Annotated in this window: 24 protein-coding genes; 10 read left to right on the forward strand and 14 right to left on the reverse strand. The window is 69.2% G+C overall.

Going from position 1 to position 23,939, the window contains the following annotated elements; genetic code table 11:
- Positions 1–65: 65 nt before the first annotated feature.
- The 3 genes from Pla175_RS04035 to Pla175_RS04045 form a co-directional block, all read right to left on the reverse strand.
- Entirely contained in the window at positions 66–497 is a 432-nt protein-coding gene (locus Pla175_RS04035) for a hypothetical protein (protein WP_145281411.1), read from the reverse strand.
- Positions 498–604: 107 nt separating this feature from the next.
- On the reverse strand, positions 605–1,333 hold the full coding sequence (locus Pla175_RS04040) for a hypothetical protein (RefSeq protein ID WP_145281412.1): 729 nt from the start codon (positions 1,331–1,333) through the stop codon (positions 605–607).
- Between the two features lie 101 nt (positions 1,334–1,434).
- Positions 1,435–2,160: a hypothetical protein gene (locus Pla175_RS04045; protein ID WP_145281413.1), complete on the reverse strand. Its 726-nt coding sequence runs from the start codon at positions 2,158–2,160 to the stop codon at positions 1,435–1,437.
- 201 nt (positions 2,161–2,361) lie between these two features.
- Here Pla175_RS04045 and Pla175_RS04050 point away from each other — a divergent pair, with 201 nt between their 5' ends.
- On the forward strand, positions 2,362–3,402 hold the full coding sequence (locus Pla175_RS04050) for a tetratricopeptide repeat protein (protein ID WP_145281414.1): 1,041 nt from the start codon (positions 2,362–2,364) through the stop codon (positions 3,400–3,402).
- A gap of 52 nt (positions 3,403–3,454) precedes the next feature.
- Positions 3,455–4,060: a methyltransferase family protein gene (locus tag Pla175_RS04055; protein ID WP_145281415.1), complete on the forward strand. Its 606-nt coding sequence runs from the start codon at positions 3,455–3,457 to the stop codon at positions 4,058–4,060.
- 105 nt (positions 4,061–4,165) lie between these two features.
- Here the strand turns inward: Pla175_RS04055 and Pla175_RS04060 are convergent, their stop codons facing one another.
- The 8 genes from Pla175_RS04060 to Pla175_RS04095 form a co-directional block, all read right to left on the reverse strand.
- Positions 4,166–4,942: a hypothetical protein gene (locus tag Pla175_RS04060; protein ID WP_145281416.1), complete on the reverse strand. Its 777-nt coding sequence runs from the start codon at positions 4,940–4,942 to the stop codon at positions 4,166–4,168.
- Positions 4,943–5,167: 225 nt separating this feature from the next.
- Entirely contained in the window at positions 5,168–6,145 is a 978-nt protein-coding gene (locus tag Pla175_RS04065; RefSeq protein ID WP_145281417.1) for a DHH family phosphoesterase, read from the reverse strand.
- 141 nt (positions 6,146–6,286) lie between these two features.
- On the reverse strand, positions 6,287–7,291 hold the full coding sequence (locus tag Pla175_RS04070; RefSeq protein ID WP_145281418.1) for a bifunctional riboflavin kinase/FAD synthetase: 1,005 nt from the start codon (positions 7,289–7,291) through the stop codon (positions 6,287–6,289).
- 123 nt (positions 7,292–7,414) lie between these two features.
- On the reverse strand, positions 7,415–8,284 hold the full coding sequence (locus Pla175_RS04075) for an NAD(P)H-hydrate dehydratase (RefSeq protein ID WP_197527256.1): 870 nt from the start codon (positions 8,282–8,284) through the stop codon (positions 7,415–7,417).
- On the reverse strand, positions 8,281–9,006 hold the full coding sequence (gene larB, locus Pla175_RS04080) for a nickel pincer cofactor biosynthesis protein LarB (protein ID WP_145281419.1): 726 nt from the start codon (positions 9,004–9,006) through the stop codon (positions 8,281–8,283). Before larB ends, Pla175_RS04075 begins: the two co-directional genes overlap by 4 nt.
- 43 nt (positions 9,007–9,049) lie before the next feature.
- Positions 9,050–9,868, reverse strand: a complete 819-nt coding sequence (locus tag Pla175_RS04085; RefSeq protein WP_145281420.1) for an ExeA family protein — start codon at positions 9,866–9,868, stop codon at positions 9,050–9,052.
- Between the two features lie 47 nt (positions 9,869–9,915).
- Entirely contained in the window at positions 9,916–10,713 is a 798-nt protein-coding gene (locus Pla175_RS04090; protein WP_145281421.1) for a hypothetical protein, read from the reverse strand.
- Complete coding sequence (locus Pla175_RS04095; RefSeq protein WP_145281422.1) at positions 10,710–11,516, reverse strand: hypothetical protein; 807 nt, start codon at positions 11,514–11,516, stop codon at positions 10,710–10,712. The genes Pla175_RS04090 and Pla175_RS04095 overlap by 4 nt, the downstream gene beginning before the upstream one ends.
- Before the next feature lie 175 nt (positions 11,517–11,691).
- Between Pla175_RS04095 and pnpS the strand changes: the two genes are divergently transcribed.
- The 8 genes from pnpS to Pla175_RS04135 all read left to right on the forward strand — a co-directional run bounded on the left by pnpS (position 11,692) and on the right by Pla175_RS04135 (position 20,338).
- The gene (gene pnpS / locus Pla175_RS04100; RefSeq protein ID WP_145281423.1) at positions 11,692–13,077 is read left to right on the forward strand and encodes a two-component system histidine kinase PnpS; all 1,386 of its coding nucleotides are present in this window, start codon (positions 11,692–11,694) and stop codon (positions 13,075–13,077) included.
- Positions 13,078–13,300: 223 nt separating this feature from the next.
- Positions 13,301–14,236 (forward strand): PstS family phosphate ABC transporter substrate-binding protein, encoded by a 936-nt coding sequence (locus tag Pla175_RS04105; protein ID WP_145281424.1) that lies wholly within the window; start codon positions 13,301–13,303, stop codon positions 14,234–14,236.
- Positions 14,237–14,262: 26 nt separating this feature from the next.
- Positions 14,263–15,225, forward strand: a complete 963-nt coding sequence (gene pstC / locus Pla175_RS04110) for a phosphate ABC transporter permease subunit PstC (protein WP_145281425.1) — start codon at positions 14,263–14,265, stop codon at positions 15,223–15,225.
- A 41-nt stretch (positions 15,226–15,266) separates the two neighbouring features.
- Positions 15,267–16,208, forward strand: coding sequence for a phosphate ABC transporter permease PstA (pstA, locus tag Pla175_RS04115; protein ID WP_145281426.1), 942 nt, complete (start codon positions 15,267–15,269; stop codon positions 16,206–16,208).
- Between the two features lie 127 nt (positions 16,209–16,335).
- Positions 16,336–17,199, forward strand: a complete 864-nt coding sequence (gene pstB, locus Pla175_RS04120) for a phosphate ABC transporter ATP-binding protein PstB (RefSeq protein WP_145281427.1) — start codon at positions 16,336–16,338, stop codon at positions 17,197–17,199.
- Between the two features lie 98 nt (positions 17,200–17,297).
- On the forward strand, positions 17,298–17,966 hold the full coding sequence (gene phoU, locus Pla175_RS04125; RefSeq protein WP_145281428.1) for a phosphate signaling complex protein PhoU: 669 nt from the start codon (positions 17,298–17,300) through the stop codon (positions 17,964–17,966).
- 169 nt (positions 17,967–18,135) lie between these two features.
- Positions 18,136–18,834, forward strand: a complete 699-nt coding sequence (locus Pla175_RS04130; protein ID WP_145281429.1) for a response regulator — start codon at positions 18,136–18,138, stop codon at positions 18,832–18,834.
- Positions 18,835–18,973: 139 nt separating this feature from the next.
- Entirely contained in the window at positions 18,974–20,338 is a 1,365-nt protein-coding gene (locus Pla175_RS04135) for a hypothetical protein (protein ID WP_197527257.1), read from the forward strand.
- 66 nt (positions 20,339–20,404) lie between these two features.
- Here Pla175_RS04135 and Pla175_RS04140 read toward each other — a convergent pair whose 3' ends face one another.
- The 3 genes from Pla175_RS04140 to Pla175_RS04150 all read right to left on the reverse strand — a co-directional run bounded on the left by Pla175_RS04140 (position 20,405) and on the right by Pla175_RS04150 (position 23,916).
- Complete coding sequence (locus Pla175_RS04140) at positions 20,405–21,538, reverse strand: AI-2E family transporter (protein ID WP_197527258.1); 1,134 nt, start codon at positions 21,536–21,538, stop codon at positions 20,405–20,407.
- Between the two features lie 70 nt (positions 21,539–21,608).
- The gene (locus Pla175_RS04145; protein ID WP_145281431.1) at positions 21,609–22,766 is read right to left on the reverse strand and encodes a baeRF3 domain-containing protein; all 1,158 of its coding nucleotides are present in this window, start codon (positions 22,764–22,766) and stop codon (positions 21,609–21,611) included.
- Between the two features lie 193 nt (positions 22,767–22,959).
- Positions 22,960–23,916 (reverse strand): sugar-binding domain-containing protein, encoded by a 957-nt coding sequence (locus Pla175_RS04150; RefSeq protein ID WP_145281432.1) that lies wholly within the window; start codon positions 23,914–23,916, stop codon positions 22,960–22,962.
- Positions 23,917–23,939 lie beyond the last annotated feature (23 nt).

Raw genomic sequence — 23,939 nt, forward strand, 5'->3', positions numbered from 1 at the left:
CTAGCACTGGGTCCGGTCCACCGCGCCGGGGCCGAGGACGGCCCGGCTCGCACGGACGGCGCAGGCTATACAGACGGCGCGGCGCTTGCGTGGTTCGCGGTGCGGGTCGCGTGGCGCACGAACGAGAAGTGGTAGCCCAGCGTGATCGCGAGCCCGATGAAGGGGCCGACGATCTTCCCCAGCGGCAGCGCTTGATCTTCCGGGTACAGCAGCGAGGTCGCAACGATGTCGTGCACCCCGCCGTTCACCAGCCCGACCGACACCCCCACAAACACGCACCACACCACCAGCCAAAAGCTGCGCTGCGGGTGCCCCAGCGAGGCCTCTTCAAACGGCTGGATGAACATGCACATCGGGAAGGCGCACAACCCAAAAACCAGCGCTAAAAAGCCCACCGACAGCAGCAACTGCACCTTCAGCAGCAGCCCGGCCGCCAAGCAGACGGCGCTAACGGCAAACAGCAACCAAGTGAGCCTAGCGAGCGTGAAGCGGGGCATGCGATTCCACGAGGGTTGATGGAGGGGTGTTCCCGATTCTAGTGCCTAGGACCCAGGATCGCCCAGCGTCGCGCAAAACCCCCAAGAAGTGTCTAGAGCCGGAAGCGTCAGCGCCCGGAGGATTGCGTGGCGTCTCCTTCCGCACTCCGGGCGCTGACGCTTCCGGCTCCAGCACTAGGCTTGGGCGGCGCGCCGACGACGAGTTGCACCAGCTTCAGGTCCCGCTGTCGATTCTCGCCGAACGCGTAGAAGTCGATCGGTTCACCCAGGGGGTAGACCCCCGACTCGAGGTCGAAGCGGAAGTGATCCTCGAGCGTTGCCCGCTGGTCGACGGATACCTTCGTTCCGTGGCCGGACGCAAACTCGCCGAACATACCAATGTTGAATATCAGTGTCGGAGAAGAGTCGCTGGCGAGGGACGAGAGGACATTGGCGTACACGCTTACCGTGCAGGACGAATCGGCCGCCCCGCCCTGGGGCTGCGTGGCGCATTTCACATCAATCTGATAGGAGGAGGGGTCGGGCGATTGCGTCTTCACGGCCTCGGGGGCGTGGGTGACGATAATCACCCGCTGAGCAACGACCGAGTTGTCGCGGACCGCGGACCGCCCCTTCCCGTAAATGTCCACAATCACAAGCCGGAACTCGTTCGGCCCGAACGGGGCGTTGGCGCCCTCGAACCCCATCGCGGCCAGGTTCGCCTCGGTCTGGCGCACCAGCCGTTGGGCGTCGGCCATCTCCGCGGCGTGCTGGCGCCGCTCATGGACGTTCATCAGCAGCACCGCCACGAAGGCGATAACGATGAGGATCATCCGGATCGAGAAGCGAAACTTCATGCGGCGCCGGCGAAAAGGGTGCGTGACAAGTGCGAGCGTTAGGGGGCCAGTATAGAGACAGCCGCGCCGGAAGGGAGCCGGAAACGCCCCGTCTCAGTCACTCAGGGGCCGGACGTCTCGCGTTCGCTGTCCGGCACACTCGAGGCGCTCACGCTTCCGGCTCCAGCACTAGGCTTGGGCGGCGCGCCGACGACCAGTCGCACCTGCCTCAGCTCCCCCTTTCGGTTCCCGCCGATCGCGTAGAAGTCGATCGGTTCTCCCAGGGGGTAGACCCCCGACTCGAGATCGAAGCGAAAGTGATCCTTGAGCGTATCCCCTTTGTCGATGGTTGCACTTAACCCGGAGCCGGACGCCGTCCCGCCCGCCATCTGCAGGTTGAATATCAGCGTAGGATAAGAGTCGCTGGGGCGGGACGAGGGGACGTTGGCGTACACGCTTAGCGTGCAGGACGAGTCGGCCGCCCCGCCCAGGGGCTGCGTGGCGCAGATCGTCTTTGCCAGGGAGGATGGGGCGGCCCCCTGCGTCTTCACGTCCTCGGGGGCGTGGGTGACGACAATCACCCGCTGCGCAGCGATTGATGTATCGCGGACCGCGGACCGCCCCTTCCCGTAAATGTCCACAATCACAAGCCGGAACTCGTCCGGCCCGAACGGGGCGTTGGCGCCCTCGAACCCCATGGCGGCCAGGTTCGCCTCGGTCTGGCGCACCAGCCGTTGGGCGTCGGCCATCTGTGCGGCGTGCTGGCGCCGCTCGTTGACGTTCATCAGCAGCACCGCCACGAAGGCGATAACGATGAGGATCATCCGGATCGAGAAGCGAAACTTCATGCGGCGCCGGCGAAAAGGGTGCGTGACAAGTGCGAGCGTTAGGGGGCCAGTATAGAGAAAGCCGCGCCGGATACGGAGTGCTTCTGGCTCCAAGGGCCGCGGCGCAGCGCGTTCTGCTTGCCCCGGGCCGTGAGGCGCGGAACAATCCAATTGGCGAACCCGCTTTCCGCCCCCGCGCCACGCAACGCCCAGGAGGGCGCTATGCGATTGTTGCTTGTTGCTGTTTGCTCGCTGCTGGCGGTCGACGCCTGGGCGCAGAACGTACGCTTCCCGGGCGACTCGCCCACCCGGCCGCGGTTCGAGCAAGACGCGGTCGAGGGCGCCGGCGCGGGGTCGCGGGTGAATCGATCGACGACGGTCGTGGTCCCCCGCGGCGGGATAGGGTTCTCGCCCTACGGCGCCTACTCGCGGTTCGGCGGCTACGGCTACGTGCCGGGGAGTTTCTCGAACCGCACCGCCTACTACAGCAGCGGCGGGCCTTCGTATTCCTACGGCTATGACTACCGGTACGACAATGGCTACCGGGCGGCCTGCTGCCCGACGTGTGGCTTCCCGTGGGCCAGGTGCCGCTGCCGGGCCCGGGTGCCGGTGATCTTCCCGCCGATCGTGCTAGACACCGGTCCGCTGTACGGCCCGCAGGCGGTGCGCAACTTCTTCTGGGGCAACAACGCCGCGCCCACGGGCGCCGATTTCGGCGGCAACGTGCCGATGGTTCAGGCGCCCCCGCAGCCGGCGCCTGGGGGCCCGATCGCTGCGGCCCCGGCCGTGGAGGAGCGCCCGCCACCCCCCGGAAACCTAGAACGGGCGTGGCGTTCGATCGATCAGGGAGACGACCTGCTGCAGCGCGGCCGGCTCCGCGACGCGGCGGCGCGCTACCGCCGGGCCGTGTCGGCGGCCGACACGCTGGCCGACGCCCACTTCCGCCAGGGCCTGGCCGAGGCGGCCCTGGGCCTGCACGACCGCGCCGCCGAGACCATCCGCGGCGGCCTGCGGCTCGACCCCAAGTGGCCGGCGTCGGACTTCCAGTTGTCGCAGTTCATGCCGGCCGACGTGCAGCAGACGGTCGAGGAGCAGCTCGAGGAGCGGCTCGCCGACCGGCCCAACGACGCCGAGGCCATGTTCCTGCTGGGGGTCTTCCAGCACTTCGGCGGCGACCGCGCGGGCGCCGAGCCGCTGTTCGAGCGCGCTGCTAAGCTTACTGGAGGGGGCTGGCACGCGACGCTGTTCTTGCCGGCGCCTTGAGGCGGGATGAACCACGAAGGGCACGACGCAGCACAAGGGACGGGGCGTGGGGATGGGCCAGCTTGAGTGGATGGCGCGGGGCGCAACGCTGGCGGCGCTTGGCTTGGCGACGGTCGCGTTCCAGTATTTCGCCTGGCGTGCCTGCCGTACCGAGGCAGTGACGCCCCGCCACCTGCTGCGCGAAGAGGGCGCCTGGTTCACCGTGGTGTTCGTGCTGCTGACCACGCTCATCACGCTGGGCGTGCTGGGCTTCGCCACCGGCGCCCCGTGGCTGGCGCCGACGATGATCGCCATGCCGGCCGCCGTAGAAGCCGCTGGCGCGCTGCTGGCGTTGGCCGGCGCCGCCGGCATCGCCTGGACCATGGCGACGCTGCGAGACAACCACACCATCACAACGGTGACCCGTGCGGAGCACCAGCTCGTGACGACCGGACCCTACCGCTGGGTCCGCCACCCGCTGTACGCGTTTGCGCTGCTGATGTGCATCGGCTTCACGCTGGCGACCGGGAGCCTGCTGGTGGCCGCGGCGACCCTCGCCGGCCTGCCGTTGGGGAGGGTGCGGATGGAACGCGAAGAAGCCGCGCTCGTCGAGCGTTTCGGCGACCGCTACAAGGAGTTCATGGCCAGACGCGGAAGGTTGTGGCCCCGCGCTTTGTAGGGCGACTCCAGAAGTAGTCAGTAGTTAGTAGTCAGTAGTCCGTAGTCCGTTGCAAATCGCTTGCGCGTTCAACTGACTACTGACAACTGACCACGGACGAACCCGCTACCGCATCCGCTCTAGGCGGTTCGATAGAACGTGCACCTGCGCCCGCAGCGTGGCGAGCATCGTGTCGGGGCTCGCGTCGGCCGCCAGGGCGGCAAAGAAGCCCGCCGCGGTGGCGTTGCGGTCGCCGCTGATCGCGTCGGCGGTCCGCTCTACGCGGCGGAGGTCGCGGTGCAGGTCGGCCAGCTTGTTGGCCGAGGCCCGCGTGGTCTGCCACATGCTGGCCAGCATCTGCACCAGGCCGATAATCATCAGCCCCTGCCCGCCCAGCGTCGCGGCGAGCCCGGCGTTCCACAGGCCCGACTGCCACGCACCTTCTTGGCCGCGTAGCAGGCACCACAGCATCATCCCCAGCCCCGCGCCAAGCGCCGCGGCGCCCGCTACCGCGAGGGTCCACGCCACGAACTGGGCGAAGCGGTCGCGGCTCGGGCGGGTCGCCTGGATCGTGGCGGTCGGCGCCGGCGTCGGCGGGCCGGCCAGGGCCGCTACGGAGCCGTCGTGCGGCAGGTCGAAACGCAGCGTCCTTGGCCCCGTGGGCGCCGGCGCTACGGCCGACCTGGCCCGGCGGATGGCGCGTTGCAGGCGTGCTTGTTCGTTGAGGACCGCGTCGCTCTCAACCAGCGACGCGGCGCTGCGCAGCGCGGCGCCGGAGTCGTCCAGGGCGATGCCCGCGTCGCTGGCGATGGTCAGGGGCCTCCGACAGCGGGCGCACTGCACGTCCCCCCGCGTCGCGGCGGCGACGGCCGGAACGTCTTGTTGGCAGTGGCGACACCACATGGCAGAGCGGCCGATCCGAGGAGTGAAAGTCGCGGCGGCGCGGCGCCGCTCCATCCTAGTATCGGCCAATCGAATGGGCGGGCTGCAACGATTCTAGGGGCGCCGCCAAGCTAGCCGACGGGCTCCGCCCCGTCGGAGTAGCGGAATGGAAGCGTTTTCTCCGCTGCGCCGACGGGGCGACGCCCGTCGGCTGCGGCGCGTGCGTTTTTTTTGCTTTCCAATACGCTACGCGCCCAGCGCCGCGGTGACGGCTTCTGCTAGCACCCGCTGCGCCTCGTCGATGCCGGCCTCGACCCGCACGCCGGCCGCCTTGGCGTGGCCGCCGCCGCCGAAGGTCTCGGCGATCTGCCGCACGTCCAGATCGCTGCGGCTGCGGAGGCTCGCCTTGGCGAGCTGCCCAGAGAGCTCAACGACCATGATCGCGGCCTCGACCCCCTCGACGCTGAGCAGGCGGTTGACGACGTCCTCGGTGTCCGACGCGATGGCGCCGGTGGCGGCGAAGTCCTCCGCGCGGGCGACCCCCACCGCCAGCCGGCCGTCGGCCGCCAGCCGCATGCCGGCCAAGATCCGCCCGTGCAGGCGCACGCGCGCCAGCGAGTTGCGGTCGTAGAGGGACGAGAAGAGCTCGCTCGGCTTGGCGCCGGTGTCTACCAGTTCGGCCGCGGCGCGTAGCGTGGCGGCGCCCACCGAGTCGAAGCGGAACCAGCCGGTGTCGGTGGCGATCGCGGCCAGCAGCGGACGGGCCATCGCTTCGCTGAGCTTCGCGCCCAGCGCGTGGGCCGCCTCCAGCACCAAGCGGCCGGTCGCTTCGGCCTTGGCGTCCTTGAACATCACGGCGCCCAGGTCGTCGCCGCTGATGTGGTGGTCGATGACCACACGGGTCCCCTTGGCGGAGCGCAACTGGTCGGCCATCGGGCCGAGCTGCTGCCAGCTCCCGGTGTCGAGCACCATGAACACGTCCGCCTCTGGCGCCGCGGCGCCAGAGGCCAGCGTCTCGATGCGGCGCTCGGGGTCGATGAACGCGATCGACTCCGGGGTCGTATCGCCGTTGACGATCCGCACCCGCTTGCCGAGCGACTCGAGCGCCAGGGCCATCCCCAGCTCGCTGCCGAGCGCATCGCAGTCGGGCCGCATGTGGCTGGTGAGCACAAACGACTCGGCCTCGGCGACGATCTTCTTCAGGGGTTGCCAATCAATGGGCATCAGGGACGCTCCGGGGGAAGTACTCAGGCCAACCAATCGTCGGACGCCATTCGAGCGAGACTGAATCTCTCGCGGAGGCGCGGAGGGAATGAACCGAGTTAATGCACTTCTGAGAATCACGGCGACTTCGGGAACGCAATCCTACTTGGTTTCGTCCTTCTCTGCGCCTCCGCGACTCTGCGAGAAGCCTTCTGCTTCGAGGTTCGACGCACGGCTCTCTAGGAATCGCCGATACACATCGAGCGCCGAGGCGATGTCGCTCTTTAGTTGCTGGGCGAGTAGCTCCGCCGAGGCGAAGGGCCGGATCTCGCGCAGGTGTTCGAGCAGGTCAACCTCGAGGGTCTGGCCGTACAGCGCCTCGTCGCAGCCCACCAGGTGGGCCTCGACCTTGGTTTCGTGCTCGCCGAAGGTGGGGTTCGGGCCGACGTTCACGGCCGCGGGCCACCGCTGGTCCCCCAGCCGGCCGACCCCGGCGTACACGCCGTGGGCGGGCAGCAGCGTGTCGATGCCCGCCAGGTTCGCGGTCGGGAAGCCGATCTGCGCCCCGCGCCCCGCGCCGTGCGACACCAGGCCCCGCACGCGGTAGGGCGCGGTGAGCAGCCGGGCCGCGGGCCCCACGGCGCCCTCGGCCACCAGGCGACGCACGCGCGAGCTGCTGACCAGCTCTCCTTCGACCTCGATCGGCGGCACGATATCGAGCGACAGGCCCGCCTCGGCGGTCAGGCCGCGGAGCACGTCGATCGTCCCCTCGCGGTTGTGGCCGAAGTAGAAGTTGGGCCCCTCGACCATCGCCCGCGCGCCGAGCGCGTCGACCACGATCCGCTGAAAGAAGTCGCGTGCAGACAGCGCCAATAGCGCCTTGTCGGTGGGGTAGGCGATCACCCAGTCGACGCCGAGCGCTGCGAGCAGTTGGGCCTTGCGTTCGGTCCAGGTGAGCGGCGGGGGGCACTCGGCGGGCCGCAGCAGCCGCACGGGGTGGGGGTCGAAGGTAAACACCACCGCCGGCCCGCGGGCCGCACGCGCCCGTTCTACCAGCTTGCGGATGAGCGCCGCGTGCCCGCGGTGGACGCCGTCGAAGTTGCCGATGGCCACGGCGCCCCCGAGGGCGGCTTCGGGGCGGTCTTCGAGGTGGCGGATAACGTGCATGCGGATTCCATCATTGTAGGGTGCGATGACACGCAGCGAAATCGCACCACAATGCGGCTCCCATTCGCAACGCTCTTTCCCCCGCAGGTGCGATTCCGCTGCGCTTCATCGCACCCTACGCCCTCACGCTTGTTGCCTAAACGCCACTGGGAGGGACTCGAGCAGGTCGGTGGCGATCAGCGAGACCGGGCCCACGCGCTCGGCCGCCAGGTCGCCCGCGGCGCCGTGCAGGTGGGCGGCCAGCCGGGCCGCGTCGTACGGCGCCAGCCCTTGGGCCAGCAGCGCCGCCAGCACGCCGGTCAGCACGTCGCCACAACCGGCGGTCGCCATGCCGGGGTTGCCGGTCGAGTTGATCGCGTGGCGGTCGCCGTCGGTGACCACCGTGCGGGCGCCCTTGAGCAGCAGCGTCGTGCGCGGGCCGTGCTCGGACGCGAACCGGCGCGCGGCGGCCACGCGCTCGGCGTCGGACGGGCCGGGCGCCGCGCCCGCTAGGCGTTTGAACTCGCCGGGGTGGGGCGTTAGCACCCGCGGGGCGGGGGCGTCCGCCAGGGCCGGCAGGTCGAGCGCCAACGCGCTGAGCGCGTCCGCGTCGACCACCATCGGCCGATCGACCTCCGCCACAAGCCGGCGCACGATCAGGTCGAGCGACACCGACCGGCCGAGCCCCGGCCCGAGGGCCACCACGTCTGCCTTGGCCGCCAGGTCGAGCAGCGGGTCGATCGCCGGGCCGTCGAAGGAGCCGTCGTTGTCCATCAGCCCGAGGGTCATCAACGCCGGGCAGAAGCCGGCGACGGTGCGCTGCGCCGCGCGTGGCGTGGCCACCGTCACCAGCCCCGCGCCGCTTCGCAGCGCGGCCATGCCGGCCAGCGCCGCGGCGCCCGCCATGCCGCGCGAGCCGGCGATCACCAGCACGCGGCCGTAGTCTCCCTTGTGGGAATCGGCGTCGCGCGTCGGCAAGCGGGGCAGGGGGGTGGTGTCGGGTTGGGTGCTCACGCCTGGTTCTCCTGCGAAGGCGCCGGCGCAAAGCGCTCCGGGGTGACGGCCCGCAACGCGATCAGCCCCGCCAGGTAGCCGCCGCGGAAGCCGGCGTCGATGTTCACGACCGCCACGTTGGACGCGCAGCTATTGAGCATCCCCAGCAGCGCCGAGAGCCCACCGAAGTTGGCGCCGTAGCCGACGCTGGTCGGCACGGCGATCACCGGGCACGCCAGGTGCCCCCCGACCACGCTCGGCAGCGCGCCTTCCATGCCAGCCACCACCACCACCGCGTCGCTGTGGCGGAACTCGGGGAGCCGCTCGAGGAGCCGGTGGGGGCCCGCGACCCCCACGTCCTGAACCAGCAGCGTCTGGACCCCCATCCAGTCGAGCGTCTCGACCGCTTCTTCGGCGACGCCGCGGTCGGTGGTGCCGGCGGTGACCACCGCCACGCGTCCCTGCTTGGCGAGGGTTGCCTCGGCCGGAAGACGCAGCACGCGGGCGACGGCGTTGTGGCGGGCGGCGGGCAGCTCGGCCAGCAGTGTTTGGGCCGCCTCGGGGTCGATCCGCGTCACCAGCGCGTCTTCCTGCTTCGCGGCGTACTCGGCAAGGATCGCCCGCAACGCGTCGACGCTCTTCCCCTCGCCGTAGACGACCTCGGCAAAACCGCAGCGCTCGCGGCGGCGCCAATCGAGGTAGACCCCCTCGGCGGCGGAAGCTTGGCTAGATGGATCAGGCATCCCGCCAGTTTATCGCGGACTGGGACCAACCCGTAGGGCAGGCTCAGTCCGGCGTTGAGACCATCAGCTCTTCGTTGACCGCCTCGATCTGCTCGGCGGTGATGCGGGCCCGGCCCTCGGCGTAGCCCACCAGCAGGGCCATGTCGCACAGGCGGTCGATCTTGCGAGGCGCCCCGCCGGAGCAGGCGTGGATGCTGCGCACCGCGTCGCGGGTGAAGATCTCTTCCGCGCCGCCGCAGGCTGCCAGGCGGTGGCCGATGTACTCGTCTGTCTCGTCCTCTACCAGCGATCGGACCAGCGCCTTCACGGCGAGCCGCTGGTCGAGCCCCGGCGTGCGCAGCAGCGTGCTGATCAGCGGCATCTGGCCGACCAGCAGCAGCGACAGCGGCCGGTGCTTGGGGCCGTTCAGGTTCAGCAGCAGCCGCAGCGTTTCGAGCGTGTCGGAGTCTTCCAGCAGGTGGGCCTCGTCCACCACCACCAGCAGGCGTTTGCCGGCCGCGGCCAGCTCGTCCAGCCGGACGCGGAGCCGCGTCAGCGACTCGTCACTGGTGAACCGCGGCGCCTCGGGGCGCGGCGCCCCCGACTCGTCGGCCAGCAGCGTCAGCAGCTCGCGCGAGTTGAGCCGCGGGAAGACGATCCGCGTGATCAGCGTGTTGTCGTCCGATTCGTCGGCCAGGCGGTCGACCAGCAGGGTCTTGCCGACCCCGGCCGGTCCGGCCAGCGCCGCGGCCTCGCGCCCCTCATCCAGCACGTAGCGCAGCTTGAGCATGGCGCTCTGGTGCGACTGGCCGGGGTAGAAGAGCCCGGGGTCGTCGACCGGGCCGAACGGTTTGCGGTTGAGGCGCCAGTGTTCTAGGTACATCGGTCGGACCGGTGGTTTGAGCGATCGCCCGGGGCGTGGATGGATCGCTAGGCTTCGGGACGGACGACCACGCCGAGCGCTGCGGCGCGGGGCCAGCTAGCGGCTACCTCGGCGCCCAAGCGAGAGCCGGTCGCGTCGCTCTGGGCCACCGCCACGATCGCGCGGCACGCGGCGCCCAGCGGCGAGCGGGCCGAAACCAACCCCAGGTCGCACAACGCCATGTCGTGTTCTTCGGAGAGCGCCCCCAGCGACTCGAGCAGCGGCCCGGGGGTCGCCGGCGTCTGGCCCAGGGTCCACGACTGCACCACGGACAGCCCGTCCTGGCGGGCGTGGACGATGGCGCTGCGCAGCGAGCCGGCGGTCGCCAACGTCGGCGTACGCACCAGGCCCAGCGACCGCAGCACGGCGCCGTCGCCGCAGTCGACCACGGCAACCCGGGCGCCGTCCCGCGCCGCGGTCCGCGCCAGGGCGAGCAGCAGCGTGGTGGCCCCCGCGCCGCGACCGGCGCTGGCCAACCCGATGAGCCCCTCGACCTGGGAGAGGTCTTCAATCATCCGCGTCAGTTGTTCGTGCTCGGCGTCGGCCAGCTCCAGCACGTCGTCCGACCACGAGAGCCGTTCGACCACCAGAGCCGCCTCGGGCGTGGCCCGACGACGGAGCGTCGCCGCTGCCGGACGCCCAGCGGCGGGCGCGACCGCAAAGTGCGGCGGGGCGACCGCTGGGTGCTGCGCGGCCTGTTGGGGCGCGGCCTGAGGCGACGCCTGACGCTGCGGCGGCAGGGGCGCCTCGACGACCCCGGCGCCCCCTTGGTAGGCGCGGATAAACGCTTGATCGATTGAGCTCATCGCTGGCCGATTGGGTTTTGGGACTGAATCTCTTGCGAGAGACGGGCCACCGGGCCGTCGGCGCCGGTCGAGGGGTACGCCGTGGTTGTGGGGTAGAACGCCGGGGCCGTGTTGGCCGCGGGTTCAACAACCGGCGTGTGGGTCGCCACCTTCAGGCCGGACGGCCCCGCGGCGGTCGGTTCGGCCGGGGCCGAGGCCAACACAGCGGCGGGCGCCGGCTGTGCAGCCGCTACGTGCGCTTCGGTTTGCTGCGCCACCTGGATGTCGGGCGTCTTCACCACGGCGCCCGAGGTCTCTGCGTCACCCCGCGACGGCCCGCCGTACAGCAGCAGCAGGCTGATGCCCGCGGCGGCCAGCAACGCAAGCAGCACGATGACTTGAGAGTAGGGGGCGATGGCCGCCTCCAACCGTAGCAGCGTCTGCTGCCAGCCCGCGTCGTCGGAGTAGGGCTGGGCCGCGGGCTGCTGGGCGAAAACGATGGTCTCGGGGGCCGCCTCGGCCACGCTTGGGGCAGCAACCGCGGGCGCCGCGACGGGCGTCAGCACCGGCGTGGCGGGCTTGGCGGCCGGCGCAAAGTGGGGCGCTGTGATCGGCTCCGCCGCCGGCGGATGGGTCAGTGTCGGCGCCACGCTGGGAGTCGGCGCGGGGGCTGGGCGCGGCGCTTCGGCAGGCGCGGCGACCCTGCCGCGGCTACGCGGGATGGTGGCCAGCACCGCCAGCGGCGGGGCGGGCAGCTCGCCCGGCCACGCGTCGCCCTGGGCGCTGAAGGAAAGCGTGTCGAATCTGGAATAGGTTGCCGACATCCCTTCGCCTCGCTACGGAGCTATCGATGCGCGCACGTCCTGGCGCGCCCGCTCTGATGGTTCTATCGGTACGGTTTGGCGCGGTCTTGAGGCTCGTAGCGTTCGGGCCGGCAGTCTGGCCCCTGCGGCGCCCTGGGCGGCTCGACATTGCAAGCGCTGCTGGCATGATGGTGGCATGCTCCGCAGCCTGCTGTTTTGGAAGTTGTTCCTCTGGGCGTTTGGCCTGGTCGCCCTGGCGGCGATCGCCATGTCGCCCGGCGCCCGCGCGCGCTGGGGCCTGCCGGCCGACCCGGACGGCTACGCCAGCTCCGCCCTGCTGGTGGGGGGGGGCGCCCTGGGGCTGGCCGCACTGGCCATCTCTCACGTGGTGCGTCCGGTGCTGGCGCTAGGGCGGGCCGCACGCAGCATCGGTCAGGGGGACTACCAGCAACGCGCCTACGTCTCCAACAACGACGAGCTGGGGCAGATGGCCGAGTCCCTCAACCAGCTCAGCCACGAGCTGGGGGCCCAGCTCTCCGAGCTCCGCGAGGGGAACCAGCAGCAGGCGACCGTGCTGGGGGGGATGATCGAGGGGGTGATCGCCATCGACAACCGCGAGCGGATCTTGTTCGCCAACGCGGCCGCGGGGAGACTGTTCGGCTTCCTCCCCCCGCGGGTCGAGGGGCGGCCGCTGCTGGAGGTGGTCCGGCACCACGCGTTGCACGAGGCCGTGGCAGCGACGCTCACGTCGCAGTTGCCGCAGCGGGTAGAGATCGACTGGGAGGGGGACGAGGCCTTCGCCCTGAGCGTCCAGGTGACGCCGCTGCCGGGCGAACCCTGCCCGGGGGTCGTCACCGTGCTGCACGACGTGACCGAGCTGCGCCGCTTGGAGACCATCCGCCAAGACTTCCTCGCCAACGTGTCGCACGAGCTGAAGACCCCGCTCAGCTCGATCAAGGCCTACACCGAAACCCTGCTCAACGGCGCCATCGACGACACCGAGAACCGGGGCCGGTTCCTGCAGCGGATCGAGGAGCAGGCCGACCGGCTCAACAACCTGATCCAGGACATGCTGAGCCTGGCGAGGATCGAGTCGGCCCAGCAGGCGTTGCACTTCACCGCCGTGGGCGTCGCACAGATCGTGGCCGCCTGCCTGGAGGACTACACGCCCCAGGCCCAGAGCAAGCAGATCGACCTAGCGATCGTGCCGGGGGACGCGTCCCTGGCGGTGAAGGCGGACCCGGAGGGGCTGCGGGTGATCCTCAACAACCTGATCGACAACGCCATCAAGTACACCCCGGAGGGGGGCCGGGTGCGGGTCTCTTGGCGTGGCGAGGGGGAAGCGGGCGAGATGGTGGCGATCGAGGTGGAGGACACCGGCATCGGCATCCCCAAGAGCAAGCTCCCGCGGGTTTTTGAGCGATTTTACCGGGTCGACCGGGCCCGCTCGCGCGAGATGGGGGGGACCGGGCTGGGGCTCTCGATCGTCAAGCACCTGACACAATCTTTTGGCGGCCGGGTGTCGGTGCGGTCGGAATCCCAGACCGGATCGACTTTTTCGGTCCACCTGCAACGCGCCTAACCGGGGCGCCGGGTTGCATTGGGCCGCAGGATCACCGATTCTTCACGCGCTCTTCACAATTGCCGTTTAGCTTGTAGAGGACTTGGCCAGGGAGAACCCTCGGCAAGCCGGGCCTTCTTCGGTCCGGCCGCCGCAGCGCGAAGCATACCCGGAAACCTCCTCGCCGGCGGCGAGGACGCCCCGGCCCACACGTCTCGAATGCTCGAATCCAAGGCGAACTCCCGTGCACCGATCCCCACGACTCCCTCTGCTAGGCGGCACCCTCGTGCTGTTGAGCCTCGGCTGCCAGCCGGCCGTGAAGAACGAGGTGGCCATCGATGGCTCTAGCACCGTGTACCTGATCAGCGAAGCGGTCTGCGAAGAGTTCGCCGGCGCCAACCCAGACGTCGAGGTGAGCGTCGGGAGCCACGGCACCGGCGGCGGTATGAAGAAGTTCTCGGCCGGCGAGCTCGACATCTGCGACGCCTCGCGAGAGATGAAGCCCTCCGAGGCCCAGCTCTGCGAGGAGGCCGGCATCGAGTCTATCCGCCTGTCGGTGGCGTACGACGGCATTGCGGTGGTGGTGAACCCCGAGAACGATTGGTGCGACTCGCTCACCGTCGAGCAGCTCAAGGAGCTGTGGCGGCCCGAGAGCCCCATCAAGAACTGGAGCGACCTGGACAAGAGCTGGCCCGACGAGCCGATCAAGCTGTACGGCCCCGGGACCGACTCGGGCACCTTTGAGTACTTCACCGAAGTGGTTGTGGGCGAAGCGGGCGCCAGCCGCAGCGACTACTCCCCCAACGAAGACGACAACATGCTGGTCACGGGGGTCGCGGGCGACAAGTACTCCCTGGGCTACTTCGGCTTCGCCTACTACGCCGAGAATGAGGAGCGCCTGAAGCTGCTGGGGATCGACTCGGGGTCCGGGCCGGTAAAGCCCTCGCTGGAGACGGTCCGGTCGAACGCGTACGCCCCGCTGTCGCGTCCCTTGTTCATCTACGTGAAGAAGCAGTCGCTTAGCCGGCCCGAGGTGGCCAAGTTCGTCAGCTACTACGCCGAGAACGCCGCCAGGCTTTCACAAGAGGTGGGCTACGTCCCCGCACCCGAGGCGACGCACGCCGAGAACCTGGCCGCGATCAAGGCGGCCCTCGCCGACAAGCCCCAAACGACCCCCTGACCCCAACCGCTTCGCGAAGGCCCGAGTTGAGCAGCCAAGCCGCTACCGTCAACCGCGATCCGGGCTCGATCGCCAACCCGTCAGGGAGGCGGCTCGAGTCGTTGATTTCCTTTGCGCTTTGGGGCTGTGCGGCGGTGTCTGTGTTCACCACCATCGGCATCGTCGTGGTGCTGCTGACCGAGTCGCTGCAGTTCTTCCGCGAGGTCTCCTTGATTGAGTTCCTCACCGGGACCAAGTGGACCCCGCTGTTCAAGCCGGCCCACTTCGGCATCCTGCCCCTGCTGTGCGGCACCATGCTGGTGACGGTCGGCGCCGTGCTGGTGGCGGGGCCGATCGGCCTGGGGACGGCCATCTACCTGAGCGAGTACGCCTCGCCCGGGGTGCGCAACTCCATCAAGCCGGTGCTGGAAGTCCTGGCGGGCATCCCCTCGGTCGTGTACGGCGTGGTCGCGGTGACCACGGTCACGCCGGCGCTGCGGTCGGGCGTGCAGGCGATCAACGCCGCGTTTGGGACCGAGGTCAAGGTCGACGTGTTCAACGCCGCCTCGGCGAGCATCGTGGTGGGGTTCATGATCTTGCCGCTGATTGTCTCGCTCAGCGAAGACGTGCTGCGCTCGGTGCCGCGCGCCCTGCGTGAGGCCGCCTACGCGCTGGGCGCCACCAAGTTTGACGTCACGGCCCGCGTGGTGACCCCCGCGGCGCTGTCGGGCATCGTGGCGGCGTTCTTGCTGGCCATCTCGCGGGCCATCGGCGAGACCATGGCGGTCACGCTGGCCGCGGGCGCCAGCCCCACGCTCACGCTGAACCCGCTGGTGAGCGTGCAGACGATGACCGCCTACATCGTGAACATCACCTCGGGCGACACGCCCACCGGCACGCTGGAGTACCGCACGGTGTTTGCGGTGGGTCTGACGCTGTTCCTGATTACGATGTTGATCAACGTGGCTGCGCAGGGGGTGCTCAGCCGGATGCGAGAGAAGTACGACTGAGCCGATCGTAGTTTTCCTTTTAGAACCACCGACCGCTGCTTATGCCCAGCCCCGAAACCATCAACGACGACTCGTGGCGGATCGACTCCCGCACGCGCCGCCGGTACTTCTGGTCGAACGTGTTTTCTGCGCTCTGCCTGTTGTCGATGGTCACCGCGGTGCTGGTGCTGGTGGGGCTGCTTGCCGCGGTGGTTTACAACGGGGCGCCCGCGCTCCGCTGGGGGCTGTTGACCGACCTCCCGTCGCGCAAGCCCGAGGCGGCCGGCATCTACCCGGCGCTGTTGGGGAGCCTGTGGCTGATCGCCCTGACCGCCTTGTTTTCCGTGCCGTTGGGGGTGGGCGCCGCGATCTACCTTGAGGAGTACGCCGCGGCGACCCGGTGGCGCAAGCTGGTGCAGGTCAACATCGCCAACCTGGCGGGGGTGCCGTCGATCGTGTACGGCCTGCTCGGCCTGGCGTTGTTCGTACGCTACATCGCCAAGTTCGACTTGGGGGGCCGCGTCTGGATGGTGGGGCTGAACCTCGACCGGGTGATCCTGGCCGGCGCGCTCACGCTGACGCTGGTGGTGCTGCCGATCGTGATCCTGGCCACCCAAGAGGCGCTTCGGGCGGTGCCGAACTCCATCCGCCAGGGCTCGTACGCCCTGGGGGCGACCCGTTGGCAAACCGTGTGGCGGCAGGTGCTGCCGGCCGCGACGCCGGGTATCATGACCGGGGTGATCCTGGCGGTCGCCCGGGCGTTGGGCGAGGCCGCCCCGCTGGTGGCCGTGGGAGCGGTCGGGTTTATCAACCAGGCGCCCTCGGGCCCCATGAGCAAGTTTACGGCGATGCCGCTGCAGATCTTCAACTGGGCGGCCCGGCCGCAGGAAGAGTTCCACGCGGTGGCCTCGGCCGCCATCCTGGTGCTGGTGGGCGTGCTGATCATCATGAACGCCGGCGCCGTGTGGGTGCGGTACCACTACGGAAAACGGATACGGTGGTAGGGATCCGCGGCGGGCCGCCCCGCCGCGTCGGACCCAGCCCCCGCACAACGCGACAAGCAAGACCCCACGACATCGAGAATCGGCCTCCGGCGATCAATCAACCGCGATGAGCCCCAACTCTCCGCCAATGGCAGTACCCGAAGCCGATAACGTCCGCTCCAGCGAGCCGCGGACCACGCTGCGCCCCCCCACGGCCGAGGGGCGTGCGGTGCGCACCGCCGAGGAGCTGCGCACCGCTCGCCGCAAGATCGAGGCCCGCGGCCTCGACTTCTTCTACGGAGAGAACCAGGCGCTGCACAACATCAACCTCGCCATCCCAGAACGCTGCGTCACCGCCTTTATCGGCCCCTCCGGCTGCGGCAAGAGCACCTTCCTGCGGTGCATCAACCGCATGAACGACATGATCGAGGGCGCCCGGCTATCGGGCGAGCTGGTGTTCGAAGGGGTCGACCTGTACGCCCCGCGGATCGACGTGGTGCAGCTCCGCAAACGCGTGGGCATGGTGTTCCAGAAGTCGAACCCGTTCCCCAAGAGCATCTTCGACAACGTCGCCTACGGCCCGCGGGTCTCCGGCGAACGCAACAAGGCCACGCTCCGCACCATCGTCGAGCGCTCGCTCCGCCATGCCGCGTTGTGGGACGAGGTGAAGGACCGGCTCAAGGATTCGGCGCTGGCGCTCAGCGGCGGCCAGCAGCAGCGGCTCTGCATCGCGCGGGCGCTGGCCACCGACCCCGAGGTGCTGCTGATGGACGAGCCCGCCTCGGCGCTCGACCCCGCCAGCACGTCGCGCATCGAGGACCTGATCGACGAGCTGAAGCAGAGCTACACGATCGTGATCGTCACGCACAACATGCAGCAGGCGGCCCGCGTGAGCGACCAGACCGCCTTCTTCTACCAGGGCCGGCTGATCGAGGTCGGCCCCACCAACGCCTTGTTCACCAACCCCACGAACAAGCAGACCGAAGACTACATCACCGGAAGGTTTGGCTAAGAAAGTGATGAACGATGAGTGATGAGTGATCAGCGCTCCGTGCTCAGCGTCCTCTGGTTTTTATTCATCATTCATCATTAATCGTTCATCACTCTGCTATGCGTAACCACCTGCAACGCGACCTAGCCGTCCTCGAACAGGACATCCTTGCGCAGTCGTCGCGCGTCGAAGAGGTGATCCGCATCGCCTGCCGGGCGCTGGCGCGGGGCGAGACGGCGCGGTCGCACCGCCTGGCGGAGCTGGAGCCGGAGATCAACGCACGCGAGGTGCGGATCGAAGAGGAGTGCCTAAAGATCCTGGCGCTCCACCAGCCGGTGGCCATCGACCTGCGGCGCGTCGCCACGGTGCTGAAGATCAACGGCGACCTGGAGCGGATCGCCGACCTGGGGGTGAACGTCGCGGAACGGACGATGGCCCTGGGGGACGACCCCGGCTTCCCGGTCCCCCCGCTGCTGGAACGGATGGGAGAGCTGGCGCTGCAGATGGTGGGGGACGCGCTGGACGCGTTCTGCGCCCTCGACGCGGACGCCGCCCGCGCGGTCTGCCGCCGCGACGACGAGGTGGACGCCTGCAACCGGGAGGTCATCCACCAGCTCTACGAAGTGATGCGCGAACGGGCCGATCTGATCGAGTCTGCGCTGCATTTCTTCTCCGCCTCGCGCCACGTGGAGCGGATCGCCGACCACGCCACCAACATCGCCGAAGACGTGATCTACCTCGTTGAGGGAGAGATCACCCGGCACCGCCACTCCGACCTACCTAAATAGCACGCCGGTCGTGTGAGGCCGCTGCGCCGCACCCGCGGGGCGGGCCCCCCGCCTGCCCGGGGCGGGGCGGGCGTCTCGAAGCGACCGACCGTTCACCCACCCCGTCGGCGGGCAGGGCCCGCCCTGCTTGCAATCAACCCTATGTCGGGCGCCGCCCGACCCACGCAGCATGGCCAAGCCGCAGGTCTTGATCGTCGAAGACGACCGCTCGCTCAGCGAGGTGCTCGACTACAACCTCCGCCAGGAGGGGTACGAGACCTTCTCCGCGGCGAGCGGCCAAGACGGGCTCAACCTCGCCAAGCTGCGCGTCCCGGACATGATCGTGCTCGACCTGAACCTGCCGGTCATCGACGGCCTGGAGATCTGCCGGCGCCTGCGGGCCGACCCCGTGACCCGCGAGGTGATGGTGTTGATGCTCACCGCCAAGAGCGAAGAGACCGACCAGGTGGCCGGCTTCAGCGTCGGCGCCGACGACTACGTCACCAAGCCCTTTAGCGTGAAGGTGCTGCTGGAGCGCGTGCGGGCGCTCATGCGGCGGCGGATCGGCTCTTCGCGCGACGCCTCGGTGCTGGTCAGCCAGGGGATCCTGGTCGACCGCGAACGCCACCGCGTGACCGCCGGCGAGGAGGCGCTCGACCTGACCCCCAGCGAGTTCGGCCTGCTCGAGGCGTTGCTCCGCCAGCCGGGGCGGGTCTTCTCGCGGTCGGAGCTGATCGACGCGGCGCTGGGGGGCGACTCGTTGGTGCTGGAGCGGACGATCGACGTCCACGTCCGCGCCCTGAGGAAGAAGCTGGGGCCCTACGCGGCGCTGGTAGAAACAGTCCGCGGCATCGGCTACCGCTTCCGCGACCCCGCGGGACGGTCGTAGCGACCCGCTAGCCCGCCAGGCGCCGCCGCCCTTCGCTCGGCGCAAGCGGCTCACGCGCGTGTCCTGGGCGGGTTACGATAGGGCGTAGCGGCGCCCGGGCTTCTCCCGGGCCGGTTCTGCTGGCAGGGCAGCGGGGTTCATGGTGAAGCAGCTTCTGGCGGTGTTGGCGTTGTGGTTGGCCGGGCCGGCGTGCGCGCTCCAGCCGTGCCGCATCGAGGTGGTCGACGCCGAGAACGGTTGGCCGGTCCCCCTGGTCGAGCTGACGACGACGCACAACGTACGCTTCGTCACCGACAACGCAGGCGTGGTGGCCTTCGACCTGCCCGAGCTGATGGGGGTCGAGACGTGGTTGTCTGTCGAGGGGAGCGGCTACAGCGTCGCCGAGGACGGGTTCGGCTACCGCGGCGTCCGCCTGACCCCCCGGCCGGGCGAGACCCGCACCGTACGGGTCGATCGCGCCCTGCCGGCCAAGCGGCTCGGCCGGATCACCGGCGCCGGTCTGTTTGCCGAGAGCCAGAAGCTGGGCCGCGAGCTCGACTGGCGCGAGCAGAGGGTCGTCGGGTGCGACAGCGTGCAGAACGCCCTGCACAACGGCCGGCTCTACTGGGGGTGGGGAGACACCGCGCTGCCCGGCTACCCGCTGGGGCTCTTTCACATGACGGGCGCCACGACCGCGGCCAGGCCGCTCGGGTCGTTCGAGCCCCCGGTCCGGCTGCGGTACGACTACGTGGCCGATCAACGCGGCGCGCCCCGGGCCGTGGCGCCGCTGCCGGGCGACGGCCCGACCTGGCTGGGGGGCTACGCCAGCCTGCCGGACGCCCAGGGGAAGAACCACTTGGTCGCGTGCTACGCCAAGATCCGGCCCCCGCTGGAGGCGTACGAGACGGGCCTGTGCGTGTGGAACCAGCAGAACCAGGTGTTCGAGAAGCTACGCCGGCTGTGGACAAAGTCCGAGGCAGAGCCCACCCCGCCCCCCGCGCCGACCGGCCACGCGGCGCTTTGGCGCGACCCGTCGGGCGCCGACCTGCTGTTGTTTGGCGATCCGCTGCCAAGCCTCTCCTGCCCGGCGAGCTTCGAGGCCTGGTCCGACCCGGCGACGTGGAAAATTCTCGAGCCGCAAGTGGCCGTGGCCACACGCGCCGGCGGCCAGCGCGTCAATCCGCACCGCGGCGCCATCGCCTACAGCGGCTACCGGCAGAAGTGGGTCGCTGTCTTCACGCAGCAGGGGGGCGAGGCGTCGCTGCTGGGAGAGATCTGGTACGCGGAGGCCGACAGCCCGCTGGGGCCGTGGGGAGACGCGGTCCACGTCGCCACGCACCCAAACTACACGTTCTACAACCCGCAGCTCCATCCAGAGTTTACGGGCCCCGAGTCGCCCGTCTTGCTGTTTGAAGGGACCTACACCCACACGTTCTCGGGCAACCCGCGGCCGACCGCGCGGCACGACTACAACCAAGTGCTCTACCGGCTCGACCTGGATGAGCTGGCCGCCGGGGGAAAGTGAGGTGGCCAGTGAGGGGTGCGGTGCGGGGGCCGACGTGTAGCCCGCTCGCTCCGCGAAGGCCCGCGTTTAGGGCGACAGGAACACGGCGTAGGGCTTGAGCGACTCATTGCTCTCGCAGACGATTTTCGCCACGATCAGCATCGGCACCGCCAGCAGCACGCCCCCCATGCCCCAGATCCAGCCCCAGAAGAAGACCGCCAGCAGGATCACGACCGGGTTCAGGCTGATGGAGCGGCCCAGCACGGCCGGGGTGATGAAGTTGGCTTCGATGCCGTTGGCCAGCAGGTAGATCGACGGGGCGGCCAGCGCTTGGCCGATGGTGGGGAGCTCTGCGAGGCCGACCACCAGCGTCAGCACCACCCCGATCAGCAGGCCGGCTACCGGGATGAAGTTCAGCACGCCGGCCAGCACCCCCCACAACACGGGGTTGGGCATCCCGACCCACCACAGCCCCAGGCCCACCACGATGCCCAGGCCGATGTTGATGAGCGTGATCATCCCCAGGTAGGAGGCGATCCGCGACTGAACGTCGCGGGCCAGCATCACCGCGTCGCGTTTGCCGCGCCAGGTGGGGATGATCTCAACGGTCTTCTCCAGGTAGCGGTCGCCGGCGGCCAGCAGGAAGAACAGCATGAACAGCGTGATCGACGCGCTGGCCAGGTAGGCGCCGGTGGCGTTGATCGTCTCGCTGGCGATCGCGGGCTGCTCGACCCGCACCGTGTCGGGGTTCTTCTCCTCACCGGGGAGCTTGGTCATCTCGTCGACCTGCTGCTGGGCGGCCTTGATTTGCGCCAGCGGCTTGAGGTAGTCCTTTACACGGGAGCCCGCCTTGGCGAAGCTCTGCGGCGCCCGTTCGAGCCAGTCGCTCACCGGGCCGCTCAGCCGTACGGTGCCAAAGATGGTGACGGCGGTGAGCACCAGGAAGATCAGCGAAGCCGACAAGATGCCCGGCAGCCCGGCAGCCTCCATCCGCCGGGTGACCGGCTTGAGCACGATGCTCCCCATCAACGCGAGGGTGAGCGGCAGCAGGATGGCGCGGGCGAAGTAAAGCGTGTAGAAGACCGCGAGCACGGCCAGGATGACCAGGCACACGCGCGGCACGGCGTCGAGCGTCGGCTCGTCACGGGCTGCCCGTTGTTCGGGTGAGGGCGCCTCCGAGTCTGAGAAAGAGGGCTCGGGTTCAATGAGTAGTTCGGACAATGCGGTTCGGAGGTCAGAGCGCTTGGTTCGGGTCGATGATTCTATTACACGGTTGCCGCAGAATCGACGATCAATAGCGGTACGACGCCGCGACCCCGGTTGGGCCGGGCATCCGCTCGGCCGGCACGACGATCACGTCTCCCTTCATCCGCAGCACCACCTCCGCCAGGTCGTCGAGCACGTCGTCTACGTCTGGCTCCGATAACGCGGCGGGTTCGATCTTTCCGGTCGCGGCGTCGATCCGTCCCGGGATGGTCCGATCCGCCTCGACCAGCAGCGTCCCCACCCGACCGGCGACCGCCTCGCGGGCCGCTTCGACCAGGTCGTCCGATCCCCGTTGTTGTGAACGCGCGAGGTTGAAGTCGTCGACAAGCCCTTCGAGCCGCGCGTGGTAGTTGGGTTCGATGGCCTCCCACGCCCGCTGGCGTAGTTCTTCCACGTCCAATGCGTCCGGGTTAATCGCCAATCCTTCGTCCATCAGCATCGGGTTGTGACTCGCCTCGCGGAACTCTCCCTGGTGCTCCGCCAGGGCGACCAGCATCAACGGCAGCCCCGACGGGCGCGAGTAATGGTCCAAGACACCCTGTTCGATGACGCGGAAGAACCGCTTCGTATCGATTTCTTCCTCGTCTTTCTTTCCACCGTGCCCGTGGTGCATCGCCCCGTCCGCGGCGCCGCGGGCCGGGCCTTTGCCGTACGAGGCCACCGTCTGGTGCGGCTCCGTAAGCTCGTGGCCCAGGGCCCCCGTGAGGGTGGTAGGAAAGGCGGTGACCTCAACCGGGTCGAGCGCGTAGCGGTTGCCCTGGTAGAGCTTTGCTTCCTGTCGGCTGAGGCACAGCACCTGAAAGCGATCCGCCGATTGCGCCTCGCGCAACAACGGCTTCACGTGGAAGCTGTCGGCGACCACGGCGAGCTGATCGACCGATCGCTGGAGGTCGAAGACCTCAAACACTGTGGGAGACCCCAGTACCGCCAGGCCTTCCGTGCGGTGGTTCCAGAACTCTTGGTCATCGACGAGGGCGCGGAACTTCTCGAGCACGCCGGCCGCCTGCTTCGAGTCGGGATGGCTCTCCAACGACGATTCAACCCGCTCTAGCAGGTTGCGATACCGGATGGGGTCTTGTTGATTCTCTGGGTGCCGGCGGTGCGTTGGCTGGTAGATCGAGACGCAAGGTGGTTGCTGGTCGATCAGCAAGCTCGTCAAACGTTCGGAGGAGGCAGACGGCATGGGCTCGATGCTCTAGGGGTAGAGTAGCTCGAATCAGAAACCTTCGAACCCCTCAACGTGCAATCCGCATGCCGGCAAACGATAGCCCGTAGCAGCGACAACGCCTATCGCTGCTGAGCTGGGGGCGACAACGCCGGGGCCAGTCGCGGAGAAACCGCGTTGCTGCTCACTGGCGCTGAGGCGGCTCGGCGGACTAGCCGCCGCCGTTGGGGGGGAGGTCGAGCAGCGCTCGGGCCAGCTCTACGTCTACAAACAAGCAGTTGCACATCCGCGCCGCGATGACCCCCAGCACGGTGTCCCGCTTCGCGGCCCCGGACGCTAGCAGGCAGATCGAGCGGTCGGCGTCCTCGGACAGCTCGCGCAGGTCTTCGATGAGCAGCGCGTGGCGCATCGTGTCGTGCACCTCGGGGGCGTACACCGGTTGGCCGTCGGCCGAGAGGGGCTGGTAGGCGCAGGCCCCCACCACCTGCGGGTGGCGGCGTCCGACTTCGGGGGGGTCGTAGCCAAGGTGGTAGAGGAACTCCTGGGCCGTGTAGCCGCTGGCCCAGGGGCCGCAACCCAGCATCACGAAGTCGGCCTGCCGGGCGGCCTGCCGGCCCTCTTCGTAGATCGGGTCGAGCTGCCGGTGCAGCGAGTAGGGGAGCTTCTGCTTGATCGCGCGGTCGAAGCGCGCGGCCAGCCGGGTCATCAGCTCGTAGGCGCTCACCGAGTAGCTGGGCGGGTCGGTGGCGATGGGGATGATCGTCAGCCCCGCCACGCCGCCGGAGGGGAGCGCGTCGACAAACTGTTCGACCGTGCGGCCGCCGTCCAGCACCACGGTGGCGCCCGGCTCGACGGTGGCCTCGAAGTACCGCGCGGCCGACTGACCGACCGAGGCCTGGCCCTCGCCGGCGGCCGAGGCGTGCCGCACCCCCTGCGGGCCGAACCGCTCGACCAGTTGCTGCGCCAAGGCGATATCTTGCGGCGGGTGGATGGTGATCCGCACGATCCCCTCGTCGCGGGCCGACTGCAGCAGCCGGCTGACCGTCGCCGGGCTCACCCCCAACTGCCTGGCGACCTCCTTCTGCGGCAGGTTCTTGCCGTAGTAGAGCTCGCACGCCGTGAGTGCGGCGCGTGTGCGGTCGTTCGACGATTCGGTCGATCGGTCCATAGGTGACGCGTCGGTTGGCGGGC

The organism is Pirellulimonas nuda (assembly GCF_007750855.1).
Classification (GTDB): domain Bacteria; phylum Planctomycetota; class Planctomycetia; order Pirellulales; family Lacipirellulaceae; genus Pirellulimonas; species Pirellulimonas nuda.